Below are 14,615 nucleotides of genomic sequence, written 5' to 3'. Positions count from 1 at the left end.
AGGACGGCGCGGTCACCGAGCGCTACGTGGGCATCCGCGGGACGCCCTCGCGCCCGGGAGCGGCTGTCGCGGGCGCAGGCGGCGGCGGGGGAGCAGCCCTGGTTCCCGGAGGTCTCCGCTCGCCTGGCCGGCCCGCAGCCCGGTGCCCTCGCGGCCGGGGACGACGACGGCGCCCCCGCGGCCGGGGACGACGACGCCGCCCCCGCCTGACGGCAGGGACGGCGTCGGTGACGGGCCGTGGCCCGGGTGCTCAGTAGCGGCGGCGGCGCGAGCCGGAGACGCGGCCGATGAGCTTGGACAGAAGGGCGCCCTTCAGGAGCCCGGAGAAGATCCCCATGGTCCTACCTCCTCGGTGTGGTCGAACCCCGACCGTAAGCGGGACGCGCCGTGATCGCGCGGCGAGCCGGGCAGGTCGGCTCCCGAGGCGGCCAGCGGCACGGTGCCGGCGCCGCGCAGCTCGTCGTAGCGGACCGCGAGCACACCGGCGACGATGAGGCCGCCGCCGGCCAGCTGCACCGGCAGGGGCAGCTCGCCGAGCAGCAGCCAGGCGAAGACCAGGCTGAACATGACCTCGGTGAGCCCGACGAACCCGGCGACCTTGGACCCCAGGCGGCGGGTGGCGGCGATGCCCGTGGCGTACGCCAGGACGGCCGCGACCAGGGCGAGCTCGAGCACGGCGGCCCACCACGGCAGGACGGCGCCGGCCAGCACGACGTCGTCCGTGCCCGCCGTCATGGGCATGACCCCCACGGTCCCGGCGACGGCGAGGGCGACCGTGGCCGCGACCATCCCGCCGCACGCCATGACCAGGGGCGGCAGGCCCGTCGCCTCCCGGGCGGACAGGACGAAGTAGGCGGCCAGGCCCACGGCCGCGCCGAGACCCCACAGGACGCCGCCGAGGTCCACGCTCGCGCCGCCCCCGAGGTCGAGCACGAGGAGGAGGCCGGCGACGGCGAGCCCGACGCCGACCAGGGTCCAGCGGCGCGGGCGCTGCCCGTGCCGGACCCACAGCCAGACCACCACGAGGACGACCCCGAGGTACTCCAGGAGGAGGGCGACCCCGACGGACAGCGTCGTCACGGCGTTGAAGAAGGCGAGCTGGACAGCGGCCATCGCCACGACGCCGTAGGTGACCATGAGTGCCGCGTGCCGGCGCAGGACGTGCATCCGGCCCCGCAGGAGGAGGAGCGACGGGACCAGCAGGACCAGGGCTGCGCCACCGATCCTGGCGGTCACGGCCGCGCCGGGCGACCAGCCGCTGTCCAGGAGCGCCTTGGCGAACGGCCCGGAGCTGCCGAAGGCCGCCGCGGACACCAGCGCGAGGGCCAGGCCCGGGCCGAGGGCGGCGACGCCGGGTCGCACCGTGGTGGCGGCTGTCATGAGGTCTCCCGGCGGGCTCCGCGTCGTCCGCGCCGGTGCGGATGTCACGGGTAAAGTGGTGGACGGTCGTGACATTAGAAGCCGCCCCGTCAGGAGTCAAGATGGTCTTCGCCCATGACACGGAGGTCGCCCTCGCGACCGTGGCGGCGCTCGTCAACACGACGCCCGGTCCGGGACGTCCCGACCGGCTCGGGACGCCGCCCGACCTGGACGCCTTCGTGCGGACGTGGGACTTCAGCGGCAGCCGCACCCACGACGAGGCGGAGCTCCGGGCGGTCCAGGCCCTCCGGCCCGAGCTCCGGCGCCTGTGGACCTGCGGGGAGGTCGACGTCGTGGTCCGCGGGGCCAACGAGCTGCTCGCGTCCGCGGCGGCGCTCCCGCAGCTCGTGCGGCACGACGGATGGGGCTGGCACCTCCACGCGACGACGCCGGACCGGCCCCTGGCGACACGGATGGCGGTGGAGGCCGCGATGGCGTTCGTGGACGTGGTGCGGGGGGACGAGCTGGGCCGGTTGCGGGACTGCGCGGCGGAGGACTGCGAGGACGTGCACGTGGACCTGTCGCGGAACCGGTCCCGGCGGTTCTGCGGACCGACGTGCGGCAACCGCACGCACGTCGCCGCGTACCGGGCCCGACATGCCCGCCCGACGACGGAGCCGCGCCGCCTCTGAGCGCTCGAGACGCAACGACGCCGGCCCGCTCGGGTGAGCGGGCCGGCGTCGTCTCGTCCTCCCGGAGCGGTGCCGCGCGGGCGACGCTCCGGGGCGTCCTCAGAGCCCGAGCTTGCCGCCCAGGCCACCCAGCTTGCCGCCACCGAGCGAGCCGAGAAGGCTCGAGACGTCGATGCCGAGCTTGTCGAGCAGGCCGCTGTCGCGGTCCGTGTCGACGGTCCCGGGGAGCTCGCGGTCCGCCTGCCGGGCCTTGTCGTCCTGACCCTGGGACTGCAGGAGCTGGAAGATCTGCGCCTTGTCGATCTGCATCATGTGTCCTTACCCGACGCCGGGGCGTCGTCGTCGTCCGGGCCGTCCTGGGTGAGGTCGGCGGGGTACTTGCGGCCGACCTGCCCGTCCTCGGTGACCTCGGGATCGGGGTCCACCGCGAGCGTCGGCAGGTCGGGCTGCCTGGTGTCGAAGGAGTCGGGCAGCGATTCGGTCATGCGGCCACCGTCGCACCGGGCGGCGCGGCGCGCATCCGGGCCGCGGGGATGCGATCTTCGGGGCGGCGGCGTTACGGTGACCTGGCCCTTCCACGCCCGGGTCACCCGGGCGGGACGGCTTCGCGGCGTCAGGGACGACGGTCGCCACCGGACGGTCCCACGCCCACCCGAGGGAGGCTGTGCGATGGCTGACTGGACCAGGAGCGGGTCTGTCGGGGGGATCACCGTCACGGAGACGCCGGAGGCGACCGTGGCGCACCTGTGGGGCGAGATCGACGACGCGTTGCGTCAGCAGGCGGGCACGGTCCTCGCCCGCGCCCTGGACCGGAACCTCCCGGTCGTCCTGGACACCGGTCGCGTCGAGTTCATCGACTCCGCGGGGATCGCGTTCCTCATCCAGCTCTGCACGATCGGGCGCGAGGAGGGGCTCACCGTGACGCTCCAGGACCCGCCTCCGGTCGTGAGCGAGGTCATCGAGATCCTCGGGCTCACGGAGCTGTTCGGCGGGCCCACGTCGGTCACCGCCTGACGGTCGAGCGGCGGCCCGCCCTGGTCAGCGGTCCGCCAGCCACCGGGACTGGCGCTCGTGCTCCCCGCGCACCCACGCGTCGGCCAGCCGGGGGTCCTCGACGGGCTGCCGGGCCGCGAGGCGGTCGAGGTACGCGCGGTCGGCCGCGAGCCGACGGCGCAGGCCCGCGGCGTCGGTGACGTGGCCGTGCCCGGGCACGAGGACCTCGACGGCGTGCTCGGCGGCGACCGCCTCCAGGCGGTCCAGCCCCGCATGGTGGTCGCGCAGCGGGTCGTCGGAGGCCAGGTCCAGCAGCGGCACCTCGACGTCGGACAGCACGTCGCCCACGGCCAGCACCCCGGCGTCCGGGAGCAGCAGGGCCGCCGACCCGGCGGCGTGCCCGGCGTACGCGACGGCCACGGCCGGGCGCGACCACGGCAGCACCGACCCGTCCAGGGCGGCCAGCCGGCCCACGAGGCCGGGGTCGTGCCCCGGTGCGCCCTCGTCGGCCGCGGCACGGAGGAGGGCGTCCGGGTCCCGGGCGGCGACCGCCGCGCACTCCGGGGTCGCCCAGCGGGGCACGTCCCCCAGCGCGGTGGCCCACAGGACGTGGTCCCAGTGCGGGTGGGTGGCGAAGCCCGCCTCCACCACCCAGCGCCGTTCGCGGAGGGCCTCGGCGAGACCCGCGAGGTCGCCCACCGTGAGCGCGGGGTCGACGACGAGGCACCCGCCGTCCCGCGCCACCAGGACCGTCGTCGTCGTGGTCCAGTGCTCGGCCGTGGTGACGTGCACGCCGGGTGCGACCTCGACGAGCTCGCGGCCCGGACGCCGGGCGGCCGGCCCGGCACCACCCGGGTCGGGCATCAGTCCAGCTCGCCCCCGCGCGCGGCGAGGGCCGCCGCGCCCACGATGCCCGCGGCGTTGCGCAGCTCGGCCGGGACGATCGGGGTCCGCAGGTCCAGCAGCGGCAGGAAGCTGGCGTGCTTCTTGCTCACGCCCCCGCCGACGACGATGAGGTCCGGCCAGAACAGGTCCTCGACCACGCGGAAGTAGCGCTGCAGCCGCGCCGCCCACTGCGCCCAGTCCAGGCCCTCCCGCTCGCGGGCGCTGTCCGCCGCGCGGGACTCGGCGTCGTGCCCGTCGATCTCCAGGTGGCCGAGCTCGGTGTTGGGCACCAGCGTGCCGTCCACGACCAGGCACGAGCCGATGCCGGTGCCGAGGGTGACGACGAGGACCACCCCGGGACGGTCCTTCGCGGCCCCGTACAGGGTCTCGGCGTAGCCCGCTGCGTCGGCGTCGTTGACCGCGAGGGCGCGCCGACCCGTCGCGGCCGCGACGACCGCCGTGACGTCGGTGCCGATCCACGAGTCGTCGACGTTCGCCGCGGACCGCGCGACGCCGTGCTGGATGACGGCGGGGAAGGTCACCCCGATGGGGAGGTCCGCCGGCAGGTGGAAGGAGTCGACGACCTCCGCCACCGTGGCGGCCACCGCGGCGGGCGTGGCCGGCTGCGGCGTCGGGATCCGGACGCGCGGGGCACTGAACTCACCCTTCGCCAGGTCGACGGGTGCGCCCTTGATGCCGCTGCCGCCGATGTCGATGCCGAAGGCGGTGCCGTGCAGCGGCGCGGGGGTCCGGGCGGTCACGGGAGCGTCAGGATCTCGGCGCCGGTGTCGGTCACGACGAGCGTGTGCTCGAACTGGGCGCTGCGGCGCCGGTCCTTGGTCACGATCGTCCAGCCGTCCTCCCACATGTCCCAGTCCGGCGTGCCGAGGTTGAGCATCGGCTCGATGGTGAACACCATGCCGGCCTCCATGACCGTGTCGTAGTGCGGGGCGGCGTCGTAGTGGGGGACCACGAGGCCGGAGTGGAAGGCCTCGCCGACGCCGTGCCCCGTGAAGTCCCGGACGACGCCGTAGCCGAAGCGCCGGGCGTAGGTCTCGATGACCCGCCCGATGACGTTGATCTCCCGGCCGGGGGCGACGGCCTTGATGCCGCGCATCATCGCCTCGTGCGTGCGCTCGACCAGCAGGCGGGACTCCTCGTCGACGTCCCCGACGAGGAAGGTGGCGTCGGTGTCGCCGTGCACGCCGTGCTTGTAGGCGGTGATGTCGACGTTGACGATGTCGCCGTCCTGCAGGACGGTCGAGTCGGGCACCCCGTGGCAGATCACCTCGTTGACCGAGGTGCACAGGGACTTCAGGAACGGCACCTGGCGCGGGTGCGGCTGGTACCGCAGCGTCGAGGGGTACGCGTCGTGGTCGCAGAGGAACTCGTGGCCGATCCGGTCCAGCTCGTCCGTCGTGACGCCCGGGGCGACGTGCCGGCCGACCTCCTGCAGCGCCTGGGCGGCGATCCGCGAGGCGATGCGGATCCGCTCGATCGTCTCGGCGTCCTTGACCTCCGAGCCGGTGAACCGCAGCTCCCGGTCCTTGCCCACGTACTCGGGCCGCTCGATGTGCGGCGGGACCTCACGGAGGGGGCTGACCGACCCGGGCACCAGCGTGCCCGTCGGCGCGTGCGCGATCGACATGGCTGGCAGTCTACGAAAGGCGGCGCCCGCCGCCCGGCGGACCCAGGACAGGAGACGGACGGATGCACGAGAGCGGCGACACGACGCACCAGTTCTGGTTCAACCCGGTCACGGGCGAGGTCGAGGAGGGCATGCAGAGCCCGTGGACGGACCGCATGGGCCCCTACCCGACCCGCGAGGAGGCCCTGGCGGCCCTGCAGGAGGCCCGACGGCGCACCGAGTCCTGGGACGAGGCGGACCGCAAGTGGGAGGAGTGGCGGGACTGAGCCCCGAAACACCCGAACCACCCGACCCGACCGGGTCGCACGCCGGCCCGCGTCACTCGGCGAAGCTGTGCGCGTCCGACGGGAACGTCCGGCTGCGGACGTCCTCGTTGTAGGCGCGCGCCGCCGCACCGAGCGTGGCGCCGATCTCGGCGTAGCGCTTGGCGAAGCGCGGCGACCAGTCCGTCAGGCCCGCCATGTCCGTCCACACGAGCACCTGCCCGTCGCAGTCCGGGCCCGCACCGATGCCGATCGTCGGGACCGCGAGCACCTCCGTGACCCGCGCGGCGGCCGGTGCCGGCACCATCTCGAGCACGACCGCGAACGCCCCGGCGTCCTGGAGGGCGACGGCGTCCTCCGTGAGGCGCTGGGCGGCGTCGTCGCCCCGGGCCTGGACGCGCTTGCCGCCCAGGACGTTCTCCGACTGCGGCGTGAAGCCGACGTGGCCCATCACCGGGATGCCGGAGGAGGTCAGGAGGCGGACGTGCTCGGCCACGCGGCGGCCCCCCTCGAACTTCACCGCGTGCGCGCCGCCCTCCTTCATGAGCCGGACCGCCGTCGCGTGCGCCTGCTCGGGGGACGCCTCGTAGGAACCGAAGGGCAGGTCGGCGACCACGAGGGCACGGCGGACGGCCCCCGCGACGGCGCGCGTGTGGTGGACCATGTCGTCCACGGTGACCGGGATGGTCGTCGTGTGACCCAGGACGTTGTCGCCCACGGAGTCGCCGACCAGGAGGACGTCGGTCCCGGCGTCGTCGAGGATCCGCGCCGTCGGCGCGTCGTAAGCGGTCAGCATGGTGACCCGCTCGCCGCGCTCCTTGGCCTGGCGCAGGTGGTGCACCCGCACGCGCCGCAGCGGCGTGCCGGACGAGTCGCTCATCGGTCGGTTCCCTTCGGCTCGCGCCAGGCGCTGGTCACCGGAAGCCTACGGTCCCGGCCGAACGCCAGGGCCGTGACCTTGGGTCCCGGCGGGTACTGCCGGCGCTTCCACTCGGCCCGGTCGACCAGGGCGAGGACCTTGTCCACGACCGACTCCTCGAACCCGCGCGCGAGCAGCTCCGCCCGGCCCTCCGCGTGCTCGACGTAGGCGTCGAGGACCTCGTCGAGCAGGTCGTACGGCGGCAGCGAGTCGCTGTCGACCTGGCCCGGCGACAGCTCGGCCGACGGCGGCTTGGTGATCGAGCTCTCGGGGATCGGCGGGATCCCGCCCGCGTCGACGGCCGCGTCGTTGCGCCAGCGCGCGAGGCGCCAGACGCGGGACTTGTCCACGTCCTTGATGGGCGCGAACCCGCCGACGGCGTCGCCGTAGATGGTCGAGTAGCCGACCGCGAGCTCGGACTTGTTGCCGGTGGCCAGGACCAGGTGGCCCTCGACGTTGGAGATCCCCATGAGGATCACGCCGCGCACCCGTGCCTGGAGGTTCTCCCCGGCGACGCCCGGCAGGTCCATCTGGCTCTCGAAGGCGTCGACCATGGGCGCGATCGGCTGCACCCGGTAGTCGGCGCCGATGCGGCGGGCGAGGTCGGCGGCGTCGTCCTTGGAGTGCTGCGAGGAGTGCCGGGACGGCATCCCGACGCCGACGACGTTCGCGCCGCCGATGGCGTCGGCGGCGATCGCCGCCACGAGGGCCGAGTCGATCCCGCCGGACAGGCCCAGCACGACGGAGGAGAACCCGTTCTTGCGGACGTAGCCGCGCAGGCCGGTGACCAGCGCCGAGTACACCTCCTCGTCCGGGTGCACCGGCGCGGCGAGGAGGCCCGGCTGCGGGTCGCCCGCGTCGGGGAGGTCGCACAGGAGCAGGTGCTCGACGAACTGGGGGGAGCCGGCGACGGGCGTGCCGTCGGAGGCGACCACGAAGGACCCGCCGTCGAACACGAGGTCGTCCTGGGCGCCGACCATGTTGACGTAGGCGACGGGTGCGCCGACCTCGGGTGCGCGCCGGGCGGCGAGCTCCGCGCGCAGGTGCCCCTTGCCCTCCTCGTACGGCGACCCGTTGAGCACCGCGAGCAGGTCGACGCCCTCGGCCGCGAGCCGGGCCACCGGGCCGCCGTCCTGCCAGATGTCCTCGCAGACCACCACGCCGACGCGCCGGCCCTCGACGTCCACGACGCAGGGCTCGGAGCCGGAGGCGAAGATCCGGTACTCGTCGAACACCCCGTAGTTGGGCAGGTGGTGCTTGTCGTACCGGGCGAGGACCTCCCCGCCCCGCACCACGACGGCCTGGTTGGTCGCGCGTCCGGCCGGGGTGCGACCCAGCGTGCCGAGCACGACCGTGAGGTCACCCAGCCCGTCGGCGACGAGGCGACGGAGCACGTCCTGGAGCGCGTCCTCGGCGGCCCGCGCGAAGGAGTCGCGCAGCGCGAGGTCCTCGATCGGGTAGCCGGTCAGCGTCATCTCGGGGAAGAGGACGAGCCGCGCGCCGGCGTCGGCGGCGCTGCGGGTCCACGCCACGACGCGGTCGGCGTTGCCGGCCACGTCCCCCACGCGGGTGTCGATCTGGGCCAGGGCGATGGTCAGCGGCGCCATGGCTGTCACCCTAACGACGCCGCGAGGGCGCCGCGTGCGCCCACCGTGCCCGCACCGTGCCCGCACCGTGCCCGCACCGTGTCCGCGCCGTGTCCGCGGCGGGGGCGTTCACCTGATCGTCATGCGGGTGCGGCAGGATGTCGCCATGGACAAGCAGCAGGAGTTCGTGCTCCGCACCGTCGAGGAGCGGGACATCCGTTTCATCCGGCTCTGGTTCACCGACGTGCTGGGGTCGCTGAAGTCCCTCGCGGTCGCGCCGGCCGAGCTGGAGTCCGCGTTCGCCGAGGGGATCGGCTTCGACGGGAGCGCGATCGAGGGCCTGACGCGGGTGTACGAGGCGGACATGCTCGCCAAGCCCGACCCCTCCACCTTCCAGGTCCTGCCCTGGCGCGGGGAGCGGCACGGCACGGCGCGGATGTTCTGCGACATCCACACCCCCGACGGCGAGCCGTCCCTCGCGGACTCCCGGTACGTCCTCAAGCGGACGCTGGCGAAGGCGAGCGAGAAGGGCTTCACCTTCTACACGCACCCCGAGGTCGAGTTCTACCTCTTCGAGAACCCGGCGGACCCGGAGAAGCCCCTCGTGCCGGTCGACCAGGGCGGCTACTTCGACCACGTGCCGCGCGGCACGGCGCACGACTTCCGGCGCGCGGCCATCACGATCCTGGAGTCCATGGGCATCTCGGTGGAGTTCTCCCACCACGAGGCGGGCCCGGGCCAGAACGAGATCGACCTGCGCTACGCCGACGCCCTGACCACCGCGGACAACATCATGACCTTCCGCGGCGTCATCAAGGAGGTCGCGCTCGAGCAGAACCTGTACGCGACGTTCATGCCCAAGCCGCTGGCGAACCACCCCGGATCGGGCATGCACACGCACCTGTCGCTGTTCGAGGGCGACCGCAACGCGTTCCACGAGCCGGGCGCGGCGCTGGGGCTGTCCGCCATCGGCCGGAAGTTCATCGCGGGGCTGCTGCACCACGCCGCGGAGATCACCGCGGTGACGAACCAGTACGTCAACTCCTACAAGCGCATGTGGGGCGGCGCCGAGGCGCCCAGCTACATCTGCTGGGGCCACAACAACCGCTCGGCGCTGGTCCGCATCCCGATGTACAAGCCGGGCAAGGGCAACTCGACCCGCGTGGAGTACCGCGGCGTGGACTCGGCGACCAACCCGTACCTCGCGTACGCGCTGCTGCTCGCGGCCGGGCTCAAGGGCATCGAGGAGGGCTACGACCTCCCCGAGGGCGCCGAGGACGACGTGTGGGAGCTCACGGATGCCGAACGGCGCGCCCTGGGCATCCAGCCGCTGCCGGAGTCGCTGAGCCGTGCGCTGGCGATCATGGAGAAGTCCGAGCTGGTGGCCGAGACGCTGGGCGAGCACGTCTTCGACTTCGTGCTGCGCAACAAGCGGGAGGACTGGGCGGCGTACCGCGCGCAGGTCACCCCGTACGAGCTCCGGCGGTACCTCCCGGTGCTGTGAGCCGGGTCAGCCCGTTCGCGCGCCTGGTGCGCGTCGGCTTCGTCGAGCCGGGCCGCGCGACGACGCTCCTCCAGGAGGCGGGGCTCCTGGCGCTGCTCGGCGCGGACGCCCCGACCGACGCGCCCGTGGACGCCCTCCTCGACGCGCTCGCCGGGGTCGCCTCCCCGGACGAGGCGCTCGTCGCCCTGACCCGCATCGCGAGCGCCGTCGTCGGCACCGCGCACGAGGACCTGGTCCGCGAGGCGGCGACGCGGCCGGGGCCGGTCCGCGACCGCCTTCTGGCGGTCCTCGGCGGGTCGACCGCGCTGGGCGACCACCTCGTCCGGCACCCGGAGGACGTCGCGGCCCTCGCCGACGACGACCCGCTGGGCACCCCCGACACGGTGGTCCGCGCGGAGCTCCTGCGCGCCGTGGGCGTGCCCGACGACGCCGAGGTCCCCGTCGCGACCCTCACCGGTACCGCCGGCGTCGACGCGATGCGCCGGGCCTACCGCCGCCGGCTCATGATGGTGGCCGGCGCGGACCTGGTCGGCACCGAGCCGCTGTCGCTCCTGCCGGGCGTCGCGGCAGCCCTGGCGGACCTCGCGAGCGCGGCGCTCGAGGCGGCCCTGGCCCTCGCGCGGGCCGAGCACCCCGACCACGCCGCCGCGCGTCTGGCGGTCATGGGCCTGGGCAAGACCGGCGGCCGCGAGCTCAACTACGTCAGCGACGTCGACGTCATCCACGTCGTGGAGCCCGCGGAGGGTCACGAGGAGGCGGAGGCCGTCGTCGTCGGGGCCCGCCTGGCCACGGCGCTCGCCCGGGCGTGCTCCGTCGCCTCGACGGAGCCCGCGCTGTGGCCGGTGGACGCGGCGCTGCGGCCCGAGGGCAAGCAGGGTCCGCTGGTGCGCACGGTCGCGAGCCACCGGGCCTACTACGAGCGCTGGTCGAAGACCTGGGAGTTCCAGGCGCTGCTCAAGGCCCGGCACGTCGCGGGCGACGTGGAGGTCGCGCAGCAGTACCTCGCGGCGATGGGGCCGATGGTGTGGTCCGCGGTGGAGCGGGAGAACTTCGTCGAGGACTCCCAGGCGATGCGCCGGCGCGTCGAGGACAACGTGCCGGCCGCCGAGGCCGACCGCCAGCTCAAGCTCGGGGTCGGCGGCCTGCGCGACGTGGAGTTCACCGTCCAGCTCCTCCAGCTGGTCCACGGCCGCGCCGACGAGACGATCCGCAGCCCCAACACGCTGCGGGCGATCGCCGCGCTGTCGGCCGGGGGCTACGTCGCGCGCGAGGACGCCGCGCGCCTGGCCGTCTGCTACCGCCTGCTGCGCGCCATGGAGCACCGCCTCCAGCTCCACCGGCTGCGCCGCACCCACCTCCTGCCCACCGCCGAGCCGGAGCTGCGCCGCCTGGCCCGGGCGATGCGCCTGGAGCCGGCCGGGCACGAGGCCCTGGTCGAGCGCTGGCGCGCCGTCCGGCGGGAGGTGCGGGACCTGCACGAGGAGCTCTTCTACCGCCCGCTGCTGCCGGCGACCGCGCACCTCACGCGGGAGGAGGCGAGCCTGGCGCCCGACGCCGCCCGGGCGCGGCTGGCCGCCATCGGCTACCGGGACCCGGCGGGTGCGATGCGGCACATCGCGGCGCTGACCGAGGGGGTCACGCGGCGCGCGGCGATCCAGCGTCAGCTGCTCCCCGTGCTGCTCGGGTGGTTCGCCGAGGGCAGCGACCCCGACGCCGGGCTGCTCGCGTTCCGCCGCGTCTCCGACGAGCTCGGGACGACGCACTGGTACCTCAAGCTGCTCCGCGACTCCGGCGTCGCGGCGAACCGGCTCGCGTGCGTCCTGTCCACGTCCCGCTACGCCGCCGACGCGCTCGCCCGCTCGCCGGAGTCCGTCACGTGGCTGGACTCGGACGCGGAGCTGGAGCCGCGCGGCGTCGCGCGGCTGGCGGCGGAGGTGGACGCGCTGCTCACCCGGGCCTCGGACGCGAAGGCCGCCGCCACCCTGCTCCGGGCGCTGCGCCGGCGGGAGCTCGCGCGCACCGCCGTCGCCCAGGTGCTGCGGCGCACGACGTCGCGCGCGTCGCAGGAGGCGCTGACCGCCGCGGCCGACGTCGTGCTCGCCGGCGTCCTGCGGATCGCCGAGCACGAGGCGCGGACCGGGCCGGACGGTGCCCTGACCCGGTTCGCCGTCATCGCGATGGGCCGGCTGGGCGGTCAGGAGCTGGGGTACGGCTCCGACGCGGACGTCCTGTTCGTCCACGACCCGCTGCCCGACGTCGACCCGGCTGCCGCGCAGGCGCAGGCCGTCTCCATCGCCATGCGGGTCCGGGCGCTGCTGGGGGAGATGGGGCCGGAGCCCGCGCTCGAGGTGGACGCGGACCTGCGACCGGAGGGACGCAACGGCCCGCTCGTGCGGACGCTGGCCGCGTACGGCGAGTACTACGAGCGGTGGTCCGCGCCCTGGGAGAGCCAGGCGCTCCTGCGGGCCCGGCCGGTCGCGGGCGACGGTGACCTGGCCGAGCGCTTCGTCGCGATGGTGGACCCGGTGCGCTACCCGGCCGGGGGAGCGGACCCGGCCGTGCAGCGGGAGGTGCGCCGGCTCAAGGCCCGCATGGAGGCGGAGCGGCTGCCGCGCGGGGTGGACCCGGCGCGGCACCTCAAGCTCGGGCGCGGCGGGCTGAGCGACGTGGAGTGGACGGCCCAGATGCTGCAGCTCCGGCACGGCCACGAGGTGCCCGGGCTGCGGACCACGTCGACCCTGGACGCACTCACCGCGGCGCAGCAGGCGGGCCTGCTCGCCGAGGAGGACGGCGACACCCTGCGGGAGGCGTGGACCCTGTGCTCCCAGCTCCGCGACGTCGTGGTGCTGTGGACCGGGCGCGCCGGCGGCCCGTCCGGTGACGTGCTGCCGCACGACCGCCGTGCCCTCGCGGGGCTCGCCCGGCTCCTCGGTATGCCGCCCGGCTCCGGCGGCGAGCTGGAGGAGCACTACCTGCGGTCCGGCCGCCGGGCGCGCGCGGTCGTGGAGCGCGTCTTCTACGGCTGACGCGCTCGCCGGGGGCCCGGCGGGACCCGGGCCGGTCCGAGCGGTGGGACCTCCGGCGGGCGGGCCCCGCGGACCGTGTGCTTGTCTGGGGATCATGGGGACCGACGGCACGCCCGACCAGGTGATCACCGACCTGCTGACCACGCCGGCGCGCTGGGCCGTCGTCGGGCTGTCGACCAACCGCAGCCGGCCTGCGTACGGCGTCGCCGCGTACGTGCAGTCCCTCGGCCACACGGTCGTCCCGGTCCACCCGCGGGCGGAGACGGTGCACGGCGCGGCGGGCTACCGCCGGCTGGCCGAGGTGCCGGACCCGGTCGACGTCGTCGACGTCTTCGTGAACTCGGCGCGGGCGGGGGCGGTCGTGGACGAGGCGGTCGCCGTGGGCGCGCGCGTGGTGTGGCTCCAGCTCGGCGTCCGCGACCCGGCGGCCGAGGAGCGGGCCCGCGCGGCGGGTCTGGTCGTCGTCGTCGACCGCTGCCCGGCCATCGAGGGACGCGCGCGGGGACTGGGCTGAGCCGGGCGGCCCTGCGTCGCCGTCAGCGCAGGTCGGCGAGCAGGTCGCCGTCCTCCTCGAGCCGGCGGACCACCTCGTCCGGGCCCAGGTGCACGAGGCCGGGCTCGATCTCCTCCCAGTCGCGCGGCGCCGCGACCCTCGGCAGGGCGCGGCCGCGCAGGGAGTAGGGGGTCACCGTCGTCTTGGCGGGGTGGTTCTGGCTCCAGTCCAGGAGCACCTTGCCCGGGCGCAGGTCCCGCTTCATGTTCGCGAGCACCAGCGCCGGGTGGGCCGCCGCGAGGGCACCCGCGACGGCGCGGGCGTACGCGCGGACCTCCACCGCCGTGCGCCGCCCGTCCAGCGGTGCGTACAGCTGCATGCCCTTGCTGCCGCTCGTGACCGGGTAGGTGTCGACGAGGCCGTCGGCCTCCAGCCGGTCCGCGACGAGGTGGGCGACGCGGGCGCACTCGTCCAGCCCCGCGGGCGGCCCGGGGTCCAGGTCGATGACGAGCCGGTCGGGGTGGTGGACCTTGCCGCGCGGTCCCACGCGCCACTGGGGCGTGTGCAGCTCCACCGCCCCGCCGTTGGCCGCCCACACCAGGCCGGCGAGGTCGTCGAGGAAGGGGAAGTCGACCTCGGTCGCGTCGTCGTCCTCGGGGCTGGCGCGCAGCACCCGGTGGCGCACCCAGTCCGGGGCACCCGCCGGGACGTTCTTCTCGAAGAAGCGCTCGTCCTCGACGGTGTCCGGGAAGCGGATCCGGGTGACCGGCCGGTCCCGGAGCTGGGGCAGCAGCGCCTCGGCGACCTGCGTGTAGTAGTGGATCATCTCGGCCTTCGTGAAGCCCGTCTCCGGGTACAGCACGCGGTCCAGGTTGGTCAGCCGCACGCGGCGACCGGCGACCTCGACGTACTGGGCGTGGTCGCGCCCGCGCGGGGTCACGGTGCCTCCCAGGGGTCCGGCTCGACGTCCGTGCGGCGGCCCCGCACGACGGGGTGCCGCAGGCGGCCGGTCCGGGTGCGGTGCAGGTACGCGACGTCCACGACGATCTCGGGCTCGCACCACACGGCGCCGCGCCCGTCGGCCGCCGGCACCTCGCCGTCGCCCAGGACCGGCTCGTCGCGGGTGAGGGGGCGCAGGTCCCGCACGAGGTCCTCGCCCCGTCGGCCGGCCAGGCCGCTGCCGGCCTTGCCGAGGTACCGCCACGCCCCGTCGGCCTCCGGGGCGGCGAGCAGCACGGCGCCGAGGC

The 14,615-nt window shown here is 75.1% G+C and carries 16 protein-coding genes; 6 read left to right on the top strand and 10 right to left on the bottom strand.

Going from position 1 to position 14,615, the window contains the following annotated elements:
- Nucleotides 1-312 precede the first annotated feature (312 nt).
- Nucleotides 313-1,380, bottom strand: coding sequence for an EamA family transporter (locus N866_RS02190; protein ID WP_081802249.1), 1,068 nt, complete (start codon nt 1,378-1,380; stop codon nt 313-315).
- Nucleotides 1,381-1,481: 101 nt separating this feature from the next.
- Here N866_RS02190 and N866_RS02185 point away from each other — a divergent pair, with 101 nt between their 5' ends.
- Nucleotides 1,482-2,051 (top strand): CGNR zinc finger domain-containing protein, encoded by a 570-nt coding sequence (locus N866_RS02185; RefSeq protein ID WP_034222023.1) that lies wholly within the window; start codon nt 1,482-1,484, stop codon nt 2,049-2,051.
- A gap of 99 nt (nt 2,052-2,150) precedes the next feature.
- Here the strand turns inward: N866_RS02185 and N866_RS02180 are convergent, their stop codons facing one another.
- Together N866_RS02180 and N866_RS20755 are read right to left on the bottom strand one after the other, a co-directional pair.
- The gene (locus N866_RS02180) at nt 2,151-2,360 is read right to left on the bottom strand and encodes a hypothetical protein (RefSeq protein WP_034222020.1); all 210 of its coding nucleotides are present in this window, start codon (nt 2,358-2,360) and stop codon (nt 2,151-2,153) included.
- The gene (locus tag N866_RS20755; RefSeq protein WP_155855157.1) at nt 2,360-2,536 is read right to left on the bottom strand and encodes a chromosome partitioning protein; all 177 of its coding nucleotides are present in this window, start codon (nt 2,534-2,536) and stop codon (nt 2,360-2,362) included. Before N866_RS20755 ends, N866_RS02180 begins: the two co-directional genes overlap by 1 nt.
- Before the next feature lie 184 nt (nt 2,537-2,720).
- On the opposite strand from N866_RS20755, the gene N866_RS02175 reads away from it, so the two are divergent.
- On the top strand, nt 2,721-3,065 hold the full coding sequence (locus N866_RS02175) for an STAS domain-containing protein (protein WP_034222017.1): 345 nt from the start codon (nt 2,721-2,723) through the stop codon (nt 3,063-3,065).
- Nucleotides 3,066-3,089: 24 nt separating this feature from the next.
- Here N866_RS02175 and N866_RS02170 read toward each other — a convergent pair whose 3' ends face one another.
- Genes N866_RS02170 through map form a run of 3 tightly spaced genes read right to left on the bottom strand, consistent with a single transcriptional unit; the run spans nt 3,090 to nt 5,577 of the window.
- Complete coding sequence (locus N866_RS02170; RefSeq protein WP_052022270.1) at nt 3,090-3,908, bottom strand: MBL fold metallo-hydrolase; 819 nt, start codon at nt 3,906-3,908, stop codon at nt 3,090-3,092.
- Nucleotides 3,908-4,690, bottom strand: coding sequence for a polyphosphate--glucose phosphotransferase (gene ppgK / locus N866_RS02165; protein WP_052022269.1), 783 nt, complete (start codon nt 4,688-4,690; stop codon nt 3,908-3,910). Before ppgK ends, N866_RS02170 begins: the two co-directional genes overlap by 1 nt.
- Nucleotides 4,687-5,577 carry a type I methionyl aminopeptidase gene (gene map / locus N866_RS02160; RefSeq protein ID WP_425393947.1) on the bottom strand — a complete coding sequence of 297 codons (891 nt, stop codon included), beginning with the start codon at nt 5,575-5,577 and terminating at the stop codon, nt 4,687-4,689. Before map ends, ppgK begins: the two co-directional genes overlap by 4 nt.
- Nucleotides 5,578-5,639: 62 nt before the next feature.
- On the opposite strand from map, the gene N866_RS02155 reads away from it, so the two are divergent.
- The gene (locus N866_RS02155; RefSeq protein WP_034222011.1) at nt 5,640-5,843 is read left to right on the top strand and encodes a hypothetical protein; all 204 of its coding nucleotides are present in this window, start codon (nt 5,640-5,642) and stop codon (nt 5,841-5,843) included.
- A 52-nt stretch (nt 5,844-5,895) separates the two neighbouring features.
- Here N866_RS02155 and panB read toward each other — a convergent pair whose 3' ends face one another.
- Together panB and N866_RS02145 are read right to left on the bottom strand one after the other, a co-directional pair.
- The gene (gene panB / locus N866_RS02150; RefSeq protein ID WP_034222009.1) at nt 5,896-6,720 is read right to left on the bottom strand and encodes a 3-methyl-2-oxobutanoate hydroxymethyltransferase; all 825 of its coding nucleotides are present in this window, start codon (nt 6,718-6,720) and stop codon (nt 5,896-5,898) included.
- Entirely contained in the window at nt 6,717-8,366 is a 1,650-nt protein-coding gene (locus tag N866_RS02145; RefSeq protein WP_034222007.1) for an NAD+ synthase, read from the bottom strand. The genes panB and N866_RS02145 overlap by 4 nt, the downstream gene beginning before the upstream one ends.
- Nucleotides 8,367-8,511: 145 nt before the next feature.
- Here N866_RS02145 and N866_RS02140 point away from each other — a divergent pair, with 145 nt between their 5' ends.
- From N866_RS02140 to N866_RS02130, 3 genes are all read left to right on the top strand, one after another.
- Nucleotides 8,512-9,849, top strand: coding sequence for a glutamine synthetase family protein (locus N866_RS02140; RefSeq protein ID WP_034222005.1), 1,338 nt, complete (start codon nt 8,512-8,514; stop codon nt 9,847-9,849).
- Nucleotides 9,846-12,875, top strand: a complete 3,030-nt coding sequence (locus N866_RS02135) for a bifunctional [glutamine synthetase] adenylyltransferase/[glutamine synthetase]-adenylyl-L-tyrosine phosphorylase (protein ID WP_034222003.1) — start codon at nt 9,846-9,848, stop codon at nt 12,873-12,875. Before N866_RS02140 ends, N866_RS02135 begins: the two co-directional genes overlap by 4 nt.
- A 94-nt stretch (nt 12,876-12,969) precedes the next feature.
- Nucleotides 12,970-13,389, top strand: a complete 420-nt coding sequence (locus tag N866_RS02130; protein WP_034222001.1) for a CoA-binding protein — start codon at nt 12,970-12,972, stop codon at nt 13,387-13,389.
- A gap of 22 nt (nt 13,390-13,411) precedes the next feature.
- On the opposite strand, the gene ligD is transcribed toward N866_RS02130, so the two are convergent.
- Together ligD and N866_RS02120 are read right to left on the bottom strand one after the other, a co-directional pair.
- Nucleotides 13,412-14,308 (bottom strand): non-homologous end-joining DNA ligase, encoded by an 897-nt coding sequence (ligD, locus tag N866_RS02125; RefSeq protein ID WP_034221999.1) that lies wholly within the window; start codon nt 14,306-14,308, stop codon nt 13,412-13,414.
- Nucleotides 14,305-14,615 (bottom strand): ATP dependent DNA ligase (locus tag N866_RS02120; protein ID WP_034221996.1); only part of this gene is annotated, 311 nt, incomplete at its 5' end. The genes ligD and N866_RS02120, both read right to left, overlap by 4 nt.

Origin of the sequence: Actinotalea ferrariae CF5-4 (assembly GCF_000603945.1) — a bacterium.
Taxonomy (GTDB): Bacteria; Actinomycetota; Actinomycetes; order Actinomycetales; family Cellulomonadaceae; genus Actinotalea; species Actinotalea ferrariae.
This window is presented reverse-complemented; position numbering and strand designations above follow the sequence as displayed.